This is a genomic window from Flavobacterium sp. FG68, assembly GCF_057808895.1.
This window is the reverse complement of sequence record NZ_JBMDIY010000004.1, coordinates 179,357-198,638: the sequence shown is the minus strand read 5'-3', so window position 1 is coordinate 198,638 and position 19,282 is coordinate 179,357. Positions and strand designations below refer to the sequence as shown.

Here is a 19,282-nt window from a genome sequence, read left to right as displayed (position 1 = left end):
ACAAAATAAGCGTTGCTAATAAAATTTTATTTAAAATACTGAAAATTAATTGTATATAAAAATCTTGCAATTGTTAATAAAAATTGTGAATAAAATTTTGATAACTATATTCATTACTTAACTTTGTTGCTATGAAAATCGAAACTTATATCGCGCAATTATTATATCGTTATCAGTGTGTAACGGTTCCCGGATTTGGGGCATTTTTAACCGAAATTCAATCAGCACAGCTGAATGAAAGTACGAATTCGTTTTTTCCACCGAAGAAAACGGTTTTTTTCAACAGCCGCTTAAAAAATAATGACGGACTGCTGGCCAATCATGTTGCCCAAGCAGAAAATATATCTTACGGAACTGCCGTAAATGGTATCGCTTTTGAGGTTCAAAAATGGAGACAGACACTTGAAGAAAATGGCGTTATCAGCCTGAAAAATATTGGAGATCTTCGTTTAAATTCTGAGAACAATATCATTTTTTCACCAAACGATCAAATTAACTATTTATCGACTTCGTTCGGATTAAGTCCGTTTGTTTCTCCAATGGTGAAAAGAGAAATTTTCGAAAAGAAAATCGAGCAAATCTCAGAGAGAGAAACTGTCGAATTGTATGAAGATGAAGAAGTAAGATCATCAAGATCTTATTTAAGATATGCTGCTATTTTTGTTCTTGGTTTAGGCGTTACCGGAAGTATTGGTTATCCTTTGTACCAAAATCAAATTGCTGCACAAACGCTTGTTGTAGAAGGTAATGTCCAGAAAAAAGTTCAGAACAAAATACAGGAAGCAACATTCGTGATTCAAAATCCGCTGCCTGCTGTAACTTTAGCTGTTGATTCTGCAAAAGTAGAAACTGCAGAAGTCAAACTTATGCCTTATCATATCATGGCCGGTGCTTTTAGAAGCGAAGCAAATGCAAAAAAAGCGTACAACCAATTAATCAAAGACGGTTATAACGCCAGAATGCTTGGCGAAAACAAGCATGGTTTATTCCCGGTTTTATATGGAAGTTATGCCACAATGGGAGAAGCTGAAAAAGCACAGAAAGAAATTCAAAAAGGCGAAAATCCAGATGCCTGGATTCTGGTCGAAAACTTATAAAATCCTCAAAATCCTATTCTTACCGAATAGGATTTTTTTTGTCTTATTTTATCATTTTTAAATAGTTATCTGGTAATCTTAAAATTAATCATCATTTAATTTCGTCGCCAATAAAATTTAAAAATGATGAATAAAATTCTTAAAACATTTGCAGTTGTGATGTTTATAATGAACTCACAATATTTTATGGCACAGCAAACAATTCAGAATCAAAAAGCTTACGAAATGGAATTGCAAAAAGCTGAAAACGATGCCAGAAAAGCTTCTGTTGAAAATCACAAAAAGCTTGACGATAAAATTTCGGAATTACAAAAGCAGCAAAAGGAAATTGAAAAGCAAAGAAAAGAGGTTGAATCAAAGAAAAAAGCATTGGTCAAATCTGAAGATAATTTAAAATCTACAAAGGAAAAGATCAACAAACTGGAGCTGGCCAATCAAAAAATTGAGAACAAAATAACAACATCTTCGATCTCAGATGAAGAAATTCAAAAACAGAGGCTAAAAACCAAAGAAAACGAGGTTAGTATTCAAAAACTCAAATTAACGAAAATAACGCAGCAAAAAGAGCTTGAAAAAGCCATTTCGTCTCTATAACTGAAAACAAAAAACCCGATTCAAACAGAATCGGGTTTTTTGTTTATCGTGAAACAATTTTAGCGTTTTGTGAAAGGATTTCTTTTCCATCCTGTGTAATTACTAATCTTGCTGGCGGAGAACCTTTTTCTCCCAAAACTATAATATCACAAGTGTAAACATAATTTCCTTTTTTGAATTCATAACTGTGGTTTCCTCCCGTACCATCAGCAATAAATTTACCATTTTGAATAATTAAATCCGGTTTCTCACTCATCTTCTGCTTTACAGACCAAGAGGCATAACGGTAATTATTATTTCCTAAATCATCAATCCTAATTTTGAATTTTGAGGTTTCTAAAACACAAACCGGACTTTTGAACTTTGCAATACTGGAATGCACACCTTTTTTCTGAGAAGAAACAAGTTTTGTTTTTAAATCTTTCTCAATTTTCGACTGATAATTAATCGATGTCAATTTCCCATCAGTATCAATCCAGATCGTTCCGTTGTTGAGCATAATGCCGCGCCATCCCATTTCTGACCAGTCTTTATCGGGTTTTGACGATGTTATTTCTTTTTTTAAATCTGCATCAAAAATCTCCGAATATCGCTTTATAAATTCCGTTTTATTTTTGATTGAAGGGATTGGAGTCTCTCTTTCCAGCGGATAAGAAATCATGTTTGCAATTGCTTCTTTCTTATCCCCTTTTACGTTGTTGATAAAAGTTTGAATAAACTTTTGATATTCTTTTTTGAGTTCCTGTCCGCTCACACTCGTGACAGAAAAAATAACTAATGTGATGTATATAAGCTTTTTCATGATTTTCTATTTTACATAATGTTTTTTAGAGATGATTTAAAATTTCAGTCTATTAAACCCTAAGTTACAAAATCAAAATTTAATTCGGGACTTCGCCGTAAAAATCTAAAATCTAAAATCTAAAATCTAAAATCAATTTATACTAGCTTTGAACATCTTAAGTTCATCCCAGGTAAATTCATCTCCGTATTTTTCCTTCAACGGACTTAACGATTCTTCTGCATAAAATTCAAATGCTTCTCTTAAAGCCAGGATTTTATCGTACGGCAGAACATCTGTGATCTCCACTTTCTTGGCCTGAATTAATTTTATTAAATGTGATTCTACGGTTTGAACGGTCAGCTTTCTCATGCGTGCAATATCTTCAATAGAATTTTTTGCCAGCCATAGTTCGTGCGTCTCTTCAACAGTAGTCTTTTTTTCTGCTTTTTCTTCCGTTTTATCTGCTTTTTTATACGAATAACGAGTAACTGGCTCATCAACCTGAAACATGTCTGTATTCGTCATTTTAAACTCTTCTTTGGTTCTGGAAATCTTTTCGGTTTTGTAGTTTTTTATTGCTGGAGAAGTCAGGCTTTCTTTGCTGATTGTTTCACGGGAAACCACAATTTCAACAAGCAGTTTGGCTTTCATCAAACGTAAAACCGCTTTAGTCTGCAAATCATCTAAAAAGGCTAATTCTTCATAAAATTCTTTTACTTTTTTAAATTTCTGAATTTCAGCCATTTTACTCAAAAGATCCGTAACCAGTTTGTCCATCGGTTTAAAAAAGTAATCATAAGCTGCCTCTACTCTTTCCTTGACAAACAACAAATCAACTGTTTCTTTATTGAAAATTTTATTAAGCTGCTGCACGAATTTCTGCGAAGGATCTGCAAGTCCATCGATAATTTCTAAACGTTTGTGTGCCCATACAGAATGTTTTGATTTTTCTGATGCAACGGCATTTTCGTTATAACTAAAACGATGGTTTCGCCATTCTTGTGCTAAATCTGTCCAGTTAAAACTGTTTATCAAATAGTTGTGAATAAAATTTTTGGTTTCAAAATGAAGCGAATTTTTCAAGTCGTCTTCCGTTGCTTTGTTTAAAGCATAATCCATCACATCCTGATCGTTCGAAAGCCCGTTCATTTGTATCGGAGAAAGCAAAATAAGCCCATTTAAGGACGTTAAACGTGAAAGCGCTACATATGCCTGCCCTGGGAGAAAAACTTGCGATACATCGAGCGCAGCTTTTTCAAAAGTTAATCCCTGGCTTTTATGTACCGTAATGGCCCACGCTAATTTGATTGGATAATGCGCAAATGTGCCTAAAACTTCTTCTTCAATCTCTTTTGTAAGTTCGTTTACTTTGTACCGAATGTTTTTCCATTCGTATTTTTCAACTTCAATTGTTTTGTTTTCTTCCGGAAAATGAACGAAGATTTCTTCTGGTGAAAGTGATTTGATAACGCCCATTTTTCCGTTGAAATATCTTTTATCAAAAGACAAATCGTTTTTAACAAACATAACCTGAGCGCCTACTTTTAGTTTTAAATTTTCTTCTACGGGAAAAATCTTCTCCGGAAAATCTCCCACAACAAAAGGCTGATAAGCAAATTCATTTCCAGGCAAATCATTGATTGCCTGTTCGTTGATTGTATCTGCTTTTGCGTTATGCGTGGTTAAAGTTATAAAACCGGGGTTCATTTTTAGATCGAAATCTGGTTTTACATATTCGTTTAAAATCTGAACATCTTCTTTTGTAATTTGATTGTTTCGAAGGTTGTTTAAAACCGAAATAAATTTGTCATCACTCTGGCGGTAAATCTTAGATAATTCAATGTACAGCGGCGGATTATGCTGCATTACATGCGAATGAAAAAAGAATTTTCCTTTGTAATAATTACGCAAAGTACGCCATTCTTCATCCCGAATTACGGGCGGTAATTGCAGTAAATCTCCAATAAAAAGTACCTGAACGCCGCCAAAAGCTTTGGTATTTCTTCGAACTGTCTGCATCATAAAGTCGATAGCGTCCAGCAAATCAGCGCGAAGCATACTGACTTCATCGATAATCAGCAATTCCATATTGCGGATCACATTTCGCTTGACATTATTCATTTTGAAATGTCGGCGAAGTGATTCTTTATTCTCAAATTTTACTGTTTCTGTAAACTGAGAACTCTCTTCATAAGTGGGTAAAAATGCCGAAAACGGCAGTTGAAACATTGAATGAATCGTTACACCGCCTGCGTTTAGTGCCGCAATACCTGTTGGTGCCACTACTACGGTATTTTTGTGTGTTGTGGCAATAATTTCACGCAATAAAGTGGTTTTTCCTGTACCGGCTTTGCCCGTAAGGAATATCAATTTTTGCGTTTGATTGATGAATTGTAAGGTGTAAGCTGCAGCTTCTGAAACGTTTTGCATTAGGCAGGTATTAAACGTCAAAAATATCGCATTTTTATAAAAGAAAAAAACCTAAATCCGATATGGATTTAGGTTTTTCATTTAGTTTAATTAGTTTGGCAGTTTATTATTTTTTAGCCTCTTCTTTTGCAGCTGGTTTATCTTCTGCTTTTGGAGATGCTTTGTACTTATCGTTTAACTCTTTAATAATAACTTTAGTGATATCGTACTTGTCTTCAGCGTATAAAACTGTAGCCGCATCACCTGTCCCGTAGATATAAGAATATCCGTTTTTCTTTCCGTAATCTTTGATGAATTTTTTAACTCCGCTTACAAGAGAATCCATTTCAACACCACTTTCTTGCTGTAATTGCTGTGATAAAGCTTGTTGAGCATAACCCAATTGCTGCTCTCTTTTTTGCAATTCAGCCCCTCTTTGTTGCGCCCAAGCTTGTCCATTTGCTTGTGCCTGACTTTGAAAATTAGCAGCGTCTTGTTTAAAACGAGTAATCTCAGCTTGCAGTTGTCTTCCTTTTTCTTCTGCCTGAGCTTTGTATTTAGCTTCAAGGTCTTTTGCCTCAGTGTACTCTTTCATCAAAACTGAAGTATCCACGTAAGCTGTTTTTACTTCTTTAGCTTCTGTCGCTTTATTACACGAAACAACCAAAATTGAAAGTGCGGTAATTACTAATGCTTTTTTCATTTTTTAAATTTCTAATTTTTTTATTGTATTGAAGACAAAAATATAAAAAAATAAATAGCATCGACATAAAGTTTAAAAAATGCTATAATTTTATGATATTGGTTTTTTTTATGGACTAAAATACTACTATAAAATATCACTATTAAAAGTGGCTTTCATAGCTTTTGTTACAGCAATCTTCTCAAAAAAGACAATGCAAAGCCCCAATTTACCTAAGAAAATGCATTAAACACGCTTATTTTGCGTTTTTATGCTTTTGAAGTACTTAATCAGTGTCTAAAACTTTTTTGAAATTTACGTTTTTGAATTTCATGAGAAAATGAGTGAAAAAATGCTCATTTTAAAATTTTTGCTTTTTTTGAAAAATTGACTCGAAAATTTTTCTTGAAGGTTTTTTAAAATTTTCATTTTTGAAAAATAAAAAACCCGGAAGCGCAAAAAACAAAATTTTCGTAATTTTTTGTTCGACGAAATTCAAAAATCAAAAATCGGAAAAAACAAGAAAAAAAGCCAAAAACTGTAGTCTTTTTGAGGTATTAGTTTTCTTTATGGATGCAAAAAAAGCTATAAAATATCACTATTAAAAGTAGCTTTCATAGCTTTTATTAGAGCCGTTTTCTCGGAAAAGACGACACAAAGCCTCGTCTAGTCAAAGAAAGCGTCTTAAATGCGTTTGTTTTGCGTTTTAGCTGTTTTTTAGCACGTAAATGTGAGATGAATACTCTTTTGTACTCGACGCTTTTAAATTTGATTTTAAACCGATAAAAAATGCTTTGATAAAATTCATTTTTCCGGTTTTGTATTTTTCAGAAAGCAGACTCACATAAAATGAATCAAATTTCATTGGAAGTACTTTTTCTAATTTCATGTCCACTTTTTCAAAAAGCGTTTTGATGGCTTTTTTTGAAAAATGCCAAAAATGAATTGGCACATCAAAAGCTGCCCAAAATTCTCCGTAATGTTTTGCGTCGAACGATTTGAAATTTGGAACCGCAACAATTAATGTTCCAGTTGGTTTTAATAATCGCTTCAATTCCTGAATTTGAAGTTCCAAATTTGGAACGTGTTCTAAAACGTGCCACATTGTAATTACGTCAAAGGAATTATTTTCGAGTTCGCTTATTTCTTCAACAAATGAAATTCCTTTTTGCTTTGCAATATTTTTTGCTCGCTCGCTTGGTTCAACTCCAATTACATTCCAACCGTCATTTTTTGCTGTCAACAAAAAATCTCCGGTTCCGGCACCGATGTCTAAAATTTTTCCTTTTTGAGATTGTTCTGAATTAATTAAATTCAGTTTATTTTTTAAAGCTATACTTTTTACAAAATGATATACTTTTTCAAAAACAGAACGTTTGTTATCTGTATGCGAAATATAATCTTCGCTTTCGTAATATCTTCCTAAATTTTCTAAATCCGGCTGCGGAGAAGTTATCAGCATATCCAGATTTTCATCATAGTACAAATCGAAAATTTCTTTCGAAACAGAATGGTCTTTTACAGTAAGAAAATGTTTTTTGTTTAAAACGTCCATTTTTTAATTATAGGTATTTTGGTTGAATTTCATAGCAAACCCTAAAAGTAAAATTTTCACTTTTAGGGCTTCCTGATTTTATATTTTATTTATCGTTTCCAATTAATTTTTACTCCCGACATTTTTTCATTTTCAATTCTGATTTCTGTCAAAATTGTAAAATCATTTTTAATGTAAAATGGCATTGGAGATTTATAATGTGCTGCATTTTGTTTTACTTCATTTTCATGATCTACAACCCAGCCATTCAAACTTGTATTATTCTTTTTTAATTCGTTCATCAAAAGTGTCCCATTTCCTTTTCCCTGAATTTGATGATTCAAAATTATAGCAAACCAATTTTCATCTTCTCTCAAAAAAGTAAATGCCCAGCCGTTAATTTTATCTAACGCATCAAACAGCAAATAATGTTTTGTATTTGAAAGACCTTTTAAGTAAAATTCAATATCCTGCATTGTTTTGCAATTTAATCGTGCCGGATATTCCTCGTTCCAAAGTTCTCTCAAAACTTCTTTTTCTTCGTCAGATAAAATTTCTCTTTCAACAATTCTCATATAAAGGAATTTTAGATTTTAGCTCTTTTTGTCATTCTGAGGAACGAAGAATCTTCGTTAGTAACTCCACCAAAAGAACAAATCTTTGTCGATCTAGCAACGAAGATTCTTCGTTCCTCAGAATGACAAACTATATCAATTTCAAATTCGTTTCACGTGGAACAAAAACCATTTTAGATTTCAAAGTTTAAATTTTAGATTGCTTTGTTAAAATCTAAAATTTTAATTGACTTCAATTTGTTTCACGTGAAACAATTCTAATAAACTTTCCAGAATACATTCCTAGAAAAATCTAAAATCTAAACTCAGAAATCTAAAATTTAAAATCTCTACCTTCCCATATAAATCAAAAGCACTGAAATATCACTTGGTGATACACCGCTTATTCTTGATGCCTGAGAAATTGTAACTGGTCGAATTTTGCTTAATTTTTGTTTTGCTTCAATCGACATTGATTTGATTTTATTGTAATCGAAATTCTCCGGAATTTTCACTTCTTCTAAACGAGTAAGTTTATCGGCGTTGTTTCTTTCCTTTTCGATATAACCAGAATATTTAACCTGGATTTCTGCTTGCTCTAAAATTTCTTTGTCCAAATCATTTTCTTCAACATATGCTTTTACTTTTTCAAATTTCAGCATATCTTCCAAATCAATTTGCGGACGAGAGAATACTTTAAACATTTTATCGCCTTGCGTAATTGGAGCAGTTTCTTTCGCTTCTAAAATTGGATTTGTTTCTGCAACCGAAACGCTAGTTTCTTTGAAGAACGCAACCATCTTTTCAGACTCGTTTAATTTCTTTTCCATTCTTCGTAAACGAGCTTCAGAAGCAAGACCAATTTCATGCGACATTGGCGTCAATCTGAAATCGGCATTATCTTGTCGCAACAATGTTCTATATTCTGCTCTAGATGTAAACATACGATAAGGTTCTTCTGTTCCTTTCGTAATTAGGTCGTCGATCAAAACTCCAATATATGCTTCGTCACGTTTTAAAATTAATGGCGCTTTTTCATGCACTTTTAAATGCGCATTTATTCCGGCCATCAAACCTTGCGAAGCTGCTTCTTCATATCCTGTCGTTCCATTAATTTGTCCGGCAAAATATAATCCTTCAACTAACTTCGTTTCCAAAGTATGTTTCAATTGCGTTGGCGGGAAATAATCATATTCTATTGCATAACCCGGACGGAAGAATTTCACTTTCTCAAAACCGGCAACAGAACTCAATGCTTTAAATTGAATATCTTCCGGAAGCGAAGTTGAAAATCCGTTTACATAAACTTCACAAGTATTCCAACCTTCAGGCTCTACAAATAATTGGTGACGTTCTTTATCAGCAAAACGATTAATCTTATCTTCAATCGACGGACAATATCTCGGACCTAAACTTTTTATTCTTCCGTTGAACATTGGCGAACGATCAAATCCTTCTCTCAAAATATCATGAACATCCAATGACGTATAAGTCATGTAACAAGATCTTTGATGCGTTAGCGGAACGGTTAAATCCGAATAAGAAAACTTATCCGGAACTGCGTCACCTTTTTCTTCGTTCATTTTAGAATAATCCAAAGAGCGTCCATCAACTCGTGGCGGCGTTCCTGTTTTCATTCTTCCTGCTTCAAATCCTGCTTTGATCAAATCTTCGGTAATTCCGGTTGCGGCACTTTCGCCTGCTCTACCTCCACCAAATTGTTTTTCTCCAATATGAATTAATCCATTCAAAAAAGTTCCGTTTGTCAACACAACCGATTTGGATCGAATCTCAACCCCAAGCGAAGTTCTAATTCCTTTTATCTTTCCGTTCTCGATAATGAGCCCTTTTACCATCTCTTGGTAAAAATCCAAATTTGAAGTTCCCTCCAACATCATTCTCCATTCTTCTGCAAAACGCATTCGGTCACTTTGAACTCTCGGCGACCACATTGCTGGTCCTTTTGATTTGTTCAACATCTTAAACTGAATTGCAGTTCGATCTGAAACAATTCCGGAGTAACCTCCAAGTGCATCGATCTCACGAACAATTTGTCCTTTTGCAATTCCCCCCATTGCAGGATTGCAAGACATCTGGGCTATGTTCTGCAAACTCATTGTAACCAACAAAGTTTTGGATCCTAAATTTGCGGCCGCTGCCGCGGCTTCAGATCCTGCATGTCCAGCACCAACTACAATAACATCGTATTCTTCTAAAAACATTTTGTTTTATTATTCTCTGCAAACCGTTTAAGGTGGTTCTCAGAATTAACTTTATTTTCTTTTTGTTCCACGTGGAACTGTGCTAAAGCACAAATAACAATTTTAAAAATTTCAAATTCCAACTTCGTTGCGTTCCACGTGGAACGTTTGTTTTGAATCAGAAATAACCAAATCTAAAAAATACAAGCTTCTTGATTTCTTGTTCCACGTGAAACATTATAAATCACGAATCCAAAAAAAAAACAGATTCGTGTTCCACGTGAAACACTTTATAAATTTTAAAAACCTAAAATCTTTATTTAAACTCGATACGGTTAAAAAACGAATCGCTTTTACCAGTGTTTCACGTGGAACGTTTATTATAAATTCAACTCAAAAAACAGAAATGTTTCACATGGAACGTTATGTATAAATACTAAAATCTGCTTTGAAACCGAAACAAGATTTAATATGTTTCACGTGGAACAGTTGGAATTTGAAATTTTAAAACTTTGGAATTTGTTTCCTTGTTACTGTTTCACGTGAAACATCGCAATCTTTTCATCTTCTTTGGAACGCATAAGTTCTGCATCTGCATCACTTTTATCTTTGTATCCACAGTAATGTAATATACCGTGAGCCAATACGCGTTTCAATTCTTCGTCGAAAGAAACATTAAAATCTTTCGCATTGTCTTCTACTCTTTCAACAGAAATAAAAATGTCTCCGTTTAATTCGTTACCAACTGTATAATCAAAACTGATAATATCTGTTAGTGTATCGTGATCTAAATACTCTACATTTATTTTGTGCAGGTAATCATCATCACAAAAAATATAATTTATTTCTCCTTCATTCTTCTTTTCAGAAACAATAACAGCACTTAACCAATCTGTAAAAGCTTGTTCGTTGTCTAAAGAAAATTCGGTTTCGTAATTAAAGTTTATCATTTTGTATTAAAATATTCTTGAACCTTTTGATTAAAATTCGAGCGCAAAGGTAGCGATTGTCTATTTAAAATTTCTACACTATTTAAATAATCAGTTAATGAGCTTGGTAAAGCGTTTGAACGATTAGAAAATTCAGTCTTGTTTGTTTCAGATTGACGCTTCGTATCTTGACCTTGTTCCTGAACTGCATTGTTTAATTTTAATAACTCTTGCTGAATGTTTAAAATTCTCTGCAGGTTCTCATTCTTAAATCCTTTATTTAAAATCTGTTTTTCTGAAGCTTTCATTTGTTCAATTGCAGATCTTCCTTGCATGTCTAATCCTTTTTTGGCTAACTCTTTTTGTAAAGCTTCACGAAGTTTAACCTGCTCTTTGTAAATCTCCATTATCTTTTCAGCATCTCCTTCTCCATCTTCACCATCATTTCCTTCGTTACCTTTTCCTCCTTCTTTACCACCTTGCCCATTTTTACCCTGACCATTCTTTCCGTCTTTGCCTTGTCCATCTTTTCCTTGTCCATCTTTTCCTTGTCCGCTTTCTTTGCCCTGACCTTGTCCTTGTTTTCCTTCTCCACTTTTTCCTTGCTGACCACTTCCCGGTTTATCACCCGGCTTCATTCCTTCTTTCATTTTATCTGCCAGACCTTTTTGTTTTTGTATAATATCTGGTAATTGCATTCCTTGTCCGTCTCCAGGTTTTGGTTTTCCAGTTCCCGGTTTAGACATTTGCATCTGCATATTATTTAAAAGATCACTTAAAAAATCGGCTAATTTATTTGCAGATGAAACAGCGTATTGCTGATGTGAAACTCCTTTTGGGATTTGAACATCGGTTAAAACTTCAATCGCTTTGTCCATATTATATTGTACGTTACCAATTTCCTTCGTAACATCTTCTGCTATTTTTGGATTTCTAAGAGACATTGCAAACAAACTATCATCGACATGACGGAACTGTTGTTTCAAATTCTGCTGAATTTTTATGTTCTTCGTATAAGCAGAAGAACCTAATTTCATCGATTTAAATTGTTTCATTACATCTTCCTGCGATAATGAAAATGCCAAAAGGTTATCCAGAATTTGACGAAGCATCGCAACATCTTCTTCTAATTGTTCTTGTTCTCCGCCTTCCATACTTGAACTCATTTGCTCTGCCATTGACTTCATTTTCTTTGAAGCACTTTTTTGTTTTGGCTTAGCCGAAGAAGTATTCTTTTTATTTAATTCTTCTGATGCTTTGTTCAAATCATTCTCTACATCTTTTTCTTTTGAAGCATCTTTCGGAATATCCAAAGGAGATTTCAAACTATTGTTTTCATCTTTTAAATCTTTAAGGTCTTCCTGAATTTTATCAAATGATTTATTGATATCGTCCTGCTTCTCTTTTGTGTTTTCAGCATCTTTATTAGAAAGTTGTTCTTGTTTTTCTGCTAACTTATTTAACTTCTCTGCAACCTGCTCTGCTTTCTTTTCAACATAAAAACGCTTCGTTAATTCAACTAATTGTTCTAAATTACGAGATTGATTTTTGCTGATTTGTTTAAACTTTTCCATCTTATCAAACAACTCTTCGCTGTTTAATTTATCGTTTAGGTTCTTAAGTTCATCCATTAATTTCTGATTTTTCTCTAAATCTTTCTCGGCATTATCTAAACGTTTTTGTAAATCTTCGGCAGTTTTATCTTTCTTCTCTGTATTATATTTATCTAAATTCTTATTCATTTTTTCAGCAAACTGCTTCATCATTTCGTCTTGTTGCTTTTGACGTTTGATAAAATCATTTACTTTTTGCTGATCTTTAAACTCTAAATTATCTTTTTCTTTTCCTGTATTTTTTAATTTATCCATTTCAGAAAATTGCTTTTCCTGATTCTTTAATGATTTAGATAAACTATTAATATTGGCATTTTGCTGTTGCAATTCTGCATCCTGAATTTCATCTGTTGTAGAAACACGATCTGAAAATGTAGAAGATTTTGTACTCTTATATCCGTGCAATGCATCGTTATCAAAAACCTCAAAATAGTATTCATATGATACTCCTTCTTCAACTGCAAGATTACTTGGAAAGTTAAAAACAAACTGATCAAACACTCCTTGCTTTACAGGAATAGTTCCTCGTTTTGCTGTTTGTGGTTTGCCATGTTCGTAATAAACAACTTGTAATTTTGATAAGCCGTAGTCATCACCAAGTCTTCCTAACACATAATTCTTATCTAATTTTAAACTATCCGGAGCTGGCAAAACGGTAATCGTTGGATGCTGATCTTTGATAACTGATAGCTGATAGTCTAATTTTTCGTAATTTTTAACCTTATTATTAGAAGTAAGAATTTGATATTCTGTATTTTGATTAATATTTTTAGCTAATTTAAATTCGTTTTCTGCCTTATTAAACTTCAAAACTGCGTTATCATCTTTCCAAACTACCTCTTGAGTGGACTGCGTTTTCATTTTCCAGGTTACAATTGTTCCTTCTGGTACGATTGCATTTCCGGTTCCCTGAATCGTTTCTGATTTCTTTTTTAGGTAAGATGGAAAATTCAAAACCATTTCGAAGTTGGCAATTGATGGAACTGTAATAACTTTTAATTCATATTCATTTGATGAAACTGAATTTCCTTCAAATGAAAATTGAACATCTGATGTTGGTTTTTCGATCTTGAATTCGAACTTTCCAGTTTGAGAAGATTCCATAAAATAACTTTCGTTGCCAATATGGATCATCACATTTTCTGGAACAACGTTTCCTTCGGTTTCTACTTTTACAATAAAATCTTTGTTTTGTTCTGTCTGAAGTTTATCATTTAGAACCACAAATTTGAAAGGAGCCGGTGGCAAAAAAGCGGAATTGAAATGCACTACTCTATTAAAACTTTGCGAAATTATATTGCTGTTTCCAGAAACAAAAAAGACTGCAAACAGTAAAACCGGAATCAAAGCTAACGGCAAATACTTCTTGTTTGATTTATAATTGATGGCATTTCCAAACGGAATTGGCTGCAATGAATTTGCTTTTTGTTCGATTGAAGCCAGCATTAATTCTGAACTTTCTGCTGAATTCTCATTTGAAGAAAGCTGTAAAAAGTTCGTTAGTTTATCACTTACTTCTGTAAAATGATTTCCTATAATTGCCGAAGCCTGATTATAATCGATTCCCTTTTGAAGTTTGAACAACTTAAAAATTGGAAATAAGATAAAACGAAACAACAGAAAAACTTCTACTGCGATAAATATCCAGAATAAAAGTGTTCTTCCTAAGGGTTTCAGCCAAAGAAAATACTCTATAAAAAGTGTAAATAAGAAATACAAAAGTCCAAAACCAATAAAAAGAAGTGCTCCTTTTATCAATTCATTCATGTAATATTTCTTTATAAATCCTTCTAACTTCTGATATATTGCAGATGATGTTTTCAAAATAAAATCTCTTTTAATTATAACCCATAAAAGTAGTAATTATAAAGATTCAAATTCCAAAAAATAAATTCCAAATTCCAACTCAAACTATACCTTGGAATTTGGAATTTTAAAAAATTGGGATTTATCTAAAGTTGTATCTTTGCATCAAAATTTATACAAATGTCAAAGCAAGTTCGAGTGCGTTTTGCACCAAGTCCGACTGGACCATTACATATTGGCGGAGTTCGTACTGCCCTATTTAATTATTTATTTGCAAAAAAACATAACGGTGTTTTTTATCTGAGAATTGAAGATACAGATCAAACACGTTTTGTTCCAGGTGCCGAAGCTTATATTATGGAAGCGCTGGAATGGTTAGGGATTTCTCCTGAAGAAACTGTTGGAAAAAATGAAAAATTTGGTCCGTACAGACAAAGTGATCGTAAAGAAATATACCAAAAATATGCAGATCAACTGATCAATTCGGGCTGGGCTTATTACGCTTTTGATACTCCTGAAGCTCTTGATGCACATAGAAAACAACACGAAGCTGAAGGAAAAACTTTTATATACAATCATCACAACCGTGAAAAATTAGATACTTCGTTAGTAATTTCTGCTGAAGAAACTGCTAAAAGAATTGCAAATGGAGAGCATTATGTGATTCGTTTTAAAACTCCGGTTAACGAAACTTTACATTTAAAAGATATCATTCGTGGAGATGTTAAGTTTGAAACGAATCTTCTTGACGATAAAGTTTTGTTTAAAAGTGACGGAATGCCAACCTATCATTTAGCTAATATTGTTGATGATCATTTAATGGAAACTTCACATGTAATTCGTGGTGAAGAATGGCTGCCATCGATGCCTCTTCACGTTTTATTATACAGAGCTTTTGGTTGGGATGCTCCAGAATTTGCACATTTACCTTTGATTTTGAAACCTGTTGGAAACGGAAAATTATCTAAAAGAGATGGTGATAAATTAGGATTCCCTGTGTTTCCATTAGAATGGAAAACTGAAGAAGGCGTTTCATCTGGTTACAGAGAGAAAGGATTTTTCCCTGAAGCAGTTGTAAACTTCCTTGCTTTGTTAGGCTGGAATGATGGAACGGATAAAGAATTATATTCTTTAGAAGAATTAGTTGAAGCTTTTGACTTAAATCGAGTGCATAAAGCGGGAGCAAAATTTGATCCTGAAAAGAACAAATGGTTCAATCACCAGTATTTAATTAAACAAAATGATGCCGATTTAGCGAAGAGCTTCTCTCCTATTTTAGTTGAAAAAGGCTTCTCGACTCCGCTCGAAGTGACAACTCGTATAGTTTCACTTATTAAAGAAAGAGCACATTTTGTTTCTGAATTCTGGGATTTAACTGATTTCTTTTTCCAGGCACCAACATCTTATGATGAAAAAGCAAGCAAAAACTGGAAGGAAGAAACTCCGGCTTTAATGCAGGAATTGATTTCAACTCTTGAATATATTGATGGTTTTGATTCAGCAAATATCGAAGCAATCGTAAAAGATTGGTTAACTAAAAATGAAATTGGAATGGGTAAAGTTATGCAGCCTTTCCGTTTGAGTTTAGTTGGAGCTCTTAAAGGTCCTCACCTATTTGACATTGTTGAAATCATTGGAAAAGAAGAAACTATTTCTAGAATTCAAAAAGCGATAGCTACTTTATAAAAATTTTACCATTAAGATATTAAGTTTATTAAGCTTACTTAATGGTAAAATTATATAAATATTTAAGTTCATAAAGCTTAGCTTAATTAACTTGACAAAGCTTGACTTAATTTACTTAATGCCTTAATGGTAAAAAACTTTAACCGCTAAGAAACATCTAACAAATGTTCTTAGCGTTTTTTAATGTTTTAAAATTTTATTTTAGAAGAATTTTCGTAATTTACCAAGATCAAAAATATAAACTATATCACCATGAGTACAGCATTTATTATCTTATTAGTACTAGCATTCTTTATTTTCATGTCTTCATTCTTTACAGTAAAACAGCAAAGTTCTGTAATTATTGAAAGATTTGGAAAATTTCATAGTGTTAGAAATTCAGGATTACAGTTAAAAATTCCATTGGTTGACAGATTGGCCGGACGTGTAAATCTTAAAATTCAACAGCTTGATGTTATCATTGAAACCAAAACAAGAGACAACGTTTTTATCAAAATGAAAGTTTCTGTTCAGTTTAAAGTTATTCAGGATAAAGTATATGATGCATTTTATAAACTAGAATATCCACACGATCAGATTACTGCTTATGTATTTGACGTAGTTCGTGCCGAAGTTCCTAAACTAAAATTGGATGATGTTTTTGAAAGAAAAGACGATATCGCAATTGCAGTAAAAAGAGAATTGAACGAAGCGATGACAACTTACGGTTACGATATCATCAATACTTTGGTTACAGATATTGATCCGGACATTCAGGTTAAAAATGCAATGAACAGAATCAACGCTGCTGACAGAGAAAAAACTGCTGCAGAATTTGAAGCTGAAAGTTCAAGAATTAGAATCGTTGCAAAAGCAAAAGCTGAAGCTGAAAGTAAACGTTTACAAGGTCAAGGTATTGCAGATCAACGTCGTGAAATTGCAAGAGGTCTTGTAGAAAGTGTTGAAGTTTTAAACAATGTTGGAATTAATTCTCAAGAAGCTTCTGCCCTAATTGTCGTAACTCAGCATTATGATACTTTACAAGCAATTGGAGCTGATGCAAATTCTAATTTAATTTTGTTACCAAATTCTCCACAAGCCGGAAGTGATATGTTGAATAACATGGTTGCTTCATTTTCAGCATCAAACCAGGTTGGTGAAATGATGAAAAAACACAATAAAAAAGTGGAGAAACCAAAACCAATTCAACCACAATCTGGCTATGAAGATGACATTCAACCAGAAGTTCAATCATAATTTTAAATAAAAAAGAGGCTTAACTGCCTCTTTTTTTATTTATAAACCAACCAATTACATAAGGTAAAATGGATTGTAAAATTTGCGGATACGAATTTTTAAAGTAATCTGTATAAGATGAAACGAATCCGTTTACAATATTTTGTGGTGTTATGCTTTCTTTAGTTCTCTGAAAACTCAGAACTAATTTCTGATAATTAATATCTTTTTCCAGTTTTAGAATTTCTAAATCTCTGTCGATCTCAGCATATGAGGAGTATTTTTTCTTTTCCATAATTCTTAATCGTTAAAAAATATTTCTGAAAACTTCTCTAAAATTGGTCCTTCAACAATCTTATCTTTTATCAGAAAAAGTAAAATGGTGAACAAAAGATAGATCCCTCCTACTGCCAAAAATCCCAAAGCATTACTTCCGAATAAATCTCCAAAAGCATAAGCTGCTGCAAAAGATCCAAAAAGTAAAACCATACTAAAACACAATAATATCAAAGTAAATTTGAAAATTAAAGTTGTCGATTTCATTGCTACTTTAAAACCCCAAAGTTTGTAGTAAGCTAAGTGACTGTCAATGTAAACTTTAGTTTGGTCCTGAATTTTTTCGGTATTTTCTTTTAACTCTTCAAAAGCCATAATTAGTTTTTTAAAATGAAAAAGCACAAAACTGTCTTATAAAAATAAGACAATTATGTGCTTCTTTAATAATTATTATTTTTGAAGTTTAGCGTTTTGTGCTTTTAAATCAGCCAGTTTAGATTCTAAAAAAGTGATTACTTCTTCTGTTTTATGACTTACATTTGAAAGTAAATCATTTAAAGTTCCATCAAGATTTTGTGTTGCGCCTGTGAATTTTTCACGAAGCACTTCAGAACTTGCCTGAAAAGAATCCTGCAGATTATGTTTTGCATCATCAATTCCTTCTTTCAGTTTAGCTCTCGTTTTTGATCCTTTATCCGGGGCAAACAAAATTCCGATCGCTGCTCCTACTGCAGCACCAGCTAAAATTGCTGCAATTGTATTTGAATTATTTGACATGATATTTATATTTAAAGTGATTAATAAAGATACTCCTTTTTTAAAATGCTAAACTTCAAAATCTAAAATTTAACAATATAATTAATACACATAAGCAACTGCCTCATATTTTCCATCGGCCTTTTCAATAATACTCACAAAAGGATAACCATTTGAAGCTGACTTAGTTTTGATTCTCATAGCAGTCTGCTTTTGATTTGCAATTGGCGGTTCACCTTTTGTCCTTGTCGAGACTCCGGTAAAACTTGCTGCCTGCTTCAGTCCTATTGTCTTTTCCTGAGGAAGAACAGTTACCATTTTGTAATCGTCTTTTGAATCTACTATTATTTTATCAGAAATTTTTTGAGTTTGTTTTGTCTGCTTATTTGTAATTGATGAAACAGCATATTTGCTAATTTTAATTTCTTCAGAACTTCCGTTCAACGAATAATAAATTAAACCATTTTCATTTTTAATAAAATTGACATCAAGTTGTTCACCATTGTGTTTTGTAATTTGATGAGTTTGAGAAATTGCAATATTTGCAAATAACATCATTAGCGTAAAATATAAAATTTTCATGATAATTGGATTTAAGTTTTTATAATTAAAATTTGTCAGATTGAATTATAAAAAAATAATTGCCTAAAACTAATGCTATGGAAATTTCATAATTAGGAAGAAATTTGAAAAATACCTTTTACGCGAAATATTATCAAAACAACTTCATAATAAAATTAGAACATAAAATTTGTCGTTTCAAGAATTCAAATTAGAAATAATCTTAAAACAAAAAACATTGTCTTTTGCTTTCAAAAAATTCAACTTAGAATCTAATTGGAAATATTAATTTATAAAATCATTTCTGACTTTTGGTATTGAGATAAAAATAGCAACTTTATAAACAATTGTATGTTAATAACCCGTTAAACTGACAAAAATAACGGTGAAACTTAAAATTAAGGTCATAAATAAACAATAATTCAAAAAACGAGTTATGTGTCGACTTAAATAAAATATTACCTTAAATTCAATTTATGAAGGTTGAAATTAATCTAAAATAACTATCAATTTTAATATTTAAATAGATTTTATAAATAATAATTAAAATTAATAACAATAAAAATTTAATAAATTATTTTAATA

16 protein-coding genes are annotated in these 19,282 nt (G+C 32.4%); 4 read left to right on the top strand and 12 right to left on the bottom strand.

The genetic code is table 11. From position 1 onward, the window contains the following. The first annotated feature begins 131 nt into the window (after nucleotides 1–131). Together ACODSB_RS04355 and ACODSB_RS04350 are read left to right on the top strand one after the other, a co-directional pair. Nucleotides 132–1,097, top strand: coding sequence for an HU domain-containing protein (locus ACODSB_RS04355; RefSeq protein ID WP_053474349.1), 966 nt, complete (start codon nucleotides 132–134; stop codon nucleotides 1,095–1,097). 123 nt (nucleotides 1,098–1,220) lie between these two features. After that, nucleotides 1,221–1,691: a hypothetical protein gene (locus ACODSB_RS04350; RefSeq protein ID WP_488936140.1), complete on the top strand. Its 471-nt coding sequence runs from the start codon at nucleotides 1,221–1,223 to the stop codon at nucleotides 1,689–1,691. Between the two features lie 43 nt (nucleotides 1,692–1,734). Here ACODSB_RS04350 and ACODSB_RS04345 read toward each other — a convergent pair whose 3' ends face one another. The 8 genes from ACODSB_RS04345 to ACODSB_RS04310 form a co-directional block, all read right to left on the bottom strand. Continuing rightward, complete coding sequence (locus ACODSB_RS04345) at nucleotides 1,735–2,493, bottom strand: hypothetical protein (protein ID WP_488936139.1); 759 nt, start codon at nucleotides 2,491–2,493, stop codon at nucleotides 1,735–1,737. 132 nt (nucleotides 2,494–2,625) lie between these two features. Then, nucleotides 2,626–4,905 carry a helix-turn-helix domain-containing protein gene (locus ACODSB_RS04340; RefSeq protein ID WP_488936138.1) on the bottom strand — a complete coding sequence of 760 codons (2,280 nt, stop codon included), beginning with the start codon at nucleotides 4,903–4,905 and terminating at the stop codon, nucleotides 2,626–2,628. Nucleotides 4,906–5,011: 106 nt separating this feature from the next. Next, nucleotides 5,012–5,587 carry an OmpH/Skp family outer membrane protein gene (locus ACODSB_RS04335; protein WP_053474345.1) on the bottom strand — a complete coding sequence of 192 codons (576 nt, stop codon included), beginning with the start codon at nucleotides 5,585–5,587 and terminating at the stop codon, nucleotides 5,012–5,014. Nucleotides 5,588–6,272: 685 nt separating this feature from the next. Further along, nucleotides 6,273–7,121: a class I SAM-dependent methyltransferase gene (locus ACODSB_RS04330; RefSeq protein WP_488936137.1), complete on the bottom strand. Its 849-nt coding sequence runs from the start codon at nucleotides 7,119–7,121 to the stop codon at nucleotides 6,273–6,275. Nucleotides 7,122–7,210: 89 nt separating this feature from the next. Next, nucleotides 7,211–7,675, bottom strand: coding sequence for a hypothetical protein (locus ACODSB_RS04325; RefSeq protein ID WP_488936136.1), 465 nt, complete (start codon nucleotides 7,673–7,675; stop codon nucleotides 7,211–7,213). A 329-nt stretch (nucleotides 7,676–8,004) separates the two neighbouring features. After that, nucleotides 8,005–9,876 carry a tRNA uridine-5-carboxymethylaminomethyl(34) synthesis enzyme MnmG gene (mnmG, locus tag ACODSB_RS04320; protein ID WP_488936135.1) on the bottom strand — a complete coding sequence of 624 codons (1,872 nt, stop codon included), beginning with the start codon at nucleotides 9,874–9,876 and terminating at the stop codon, nucleotides 8,005–8,007. 509 nt (nucleotides 9,877–10,385) lie between these two features. After that, nucleotides 10,386–10,805 (bottom strand): rRNA maturation RNase YbeY, encoded by a 420-nt coding sequence (ybeY, locus tag ACODSB_RS04315; protein ID WP_488936134.1) that lies wholly within the window; start codon nucleotides 10,803–10,805, stop codon nucleotides 10,386–10,388. Then, nucleotides 10,802–14,221, bottom strand: coding sequence for a hypothetical protein (locus tag ACODSB_RS04310; RefSeq protein ID WP_488936133.1), 3,420 nt, complete (start codon nucleotides 14,219–14,221; stop codon nucleotides 10,802–10,804). The genes ybeY and ACODSB_RS04310 overlap by 4 nt, the downstream gene beginning before the upstream one ends. A gap of 162 nt (nucleotides 14,222–14,383) precedes the next feature. Here ACODSB_RS04310 and gltX point away from each other — a divergent pair, with 162 nt between their 5' ends. Together gltX and ACODSB_RS04300 are read left to right on the top strand one after the other, a co-directional pair. Then, nucleotides 14,384–15,889, top strand: coding sequence for a glutamate--tRNA ligase (gene gltX, locus ACODSB_RS04305; protein ID WP_488936132.1), 1,506 nt, complete (start codon nucleotides 14,384–14,386; stop codon nucleotides 15,887–15,889). Between the two features lie 252 nt (nucleotides 15,890–16,141). Continuing rightward, the gene (locus ACODSB_RS04300; protein WP_053474338.1) at nucleotides 16,142–17,125 is read left to right on the top strand and encodes an SPFH domain-containing protein; all 984 of its coding nucleotides are present in this window, start codon (nucleotides 16,142–16,144) and stop codon (nucleotides 17,123–17,125) included. A 19-nt stretch (nucleotides 17,126–17,144) separates the two neighbouring features. On the opposite strand, the gene ACODSB_RS04295 is transcribed toward ACODSB_RS04300, so the two are convergent. From ACODSB_RS04295 to ACODSB_RS04280, 4 genes are all read right to left on the bottom strand, one after another. Continuing rightward, entirely contained in the window at nucleotides 17,145–17,399 is a 255-nt protein-coding gene (locus ACODSB_RS04295; protein ID WP_053474337.1) for a DUF6327 family protein, read from the bottom strand. 5 nt (nucleotides 17,400–17,404) lie between these two features. Then, a complete protein-coding gene (locus tag ACODSB_RS04290; RefSeq protein WP_053474336.1) occupies nucleotides 17,405–17,755 on the bottom strand; it encodes a hypothetical protein in 351 nt (116 codons plus the stop codon). Between the two features lie 75 nt (nucleotides 17,756–17,830). Next, complete coding sequence (locus ACODSB_RS04285) at nucleotides 17,831–18,157, bottom strand: YtxH domain-containing protein (protein WP_053474335.1); 327 nt, start codon at nucleotides 18,155–18,157, stop codon at nucleotides 17,831–17,833. Between the two features lie 81 nt (nucleotides 18,158–18,238). After that, on the bottom strand, nucleotides 18,239–18,718 hold the full coding sequence (locus ACODSB_RS04280) for a hypothetical protein (protein WP_053474334.1): 480 nt from the start codon (nucleotides 18,716–18,718) through the stop codon (nucleotides 18,239–18,241). Between the last annotated feature and the right edge of the window lie 564 nt (nucleotides 18,719–19,282).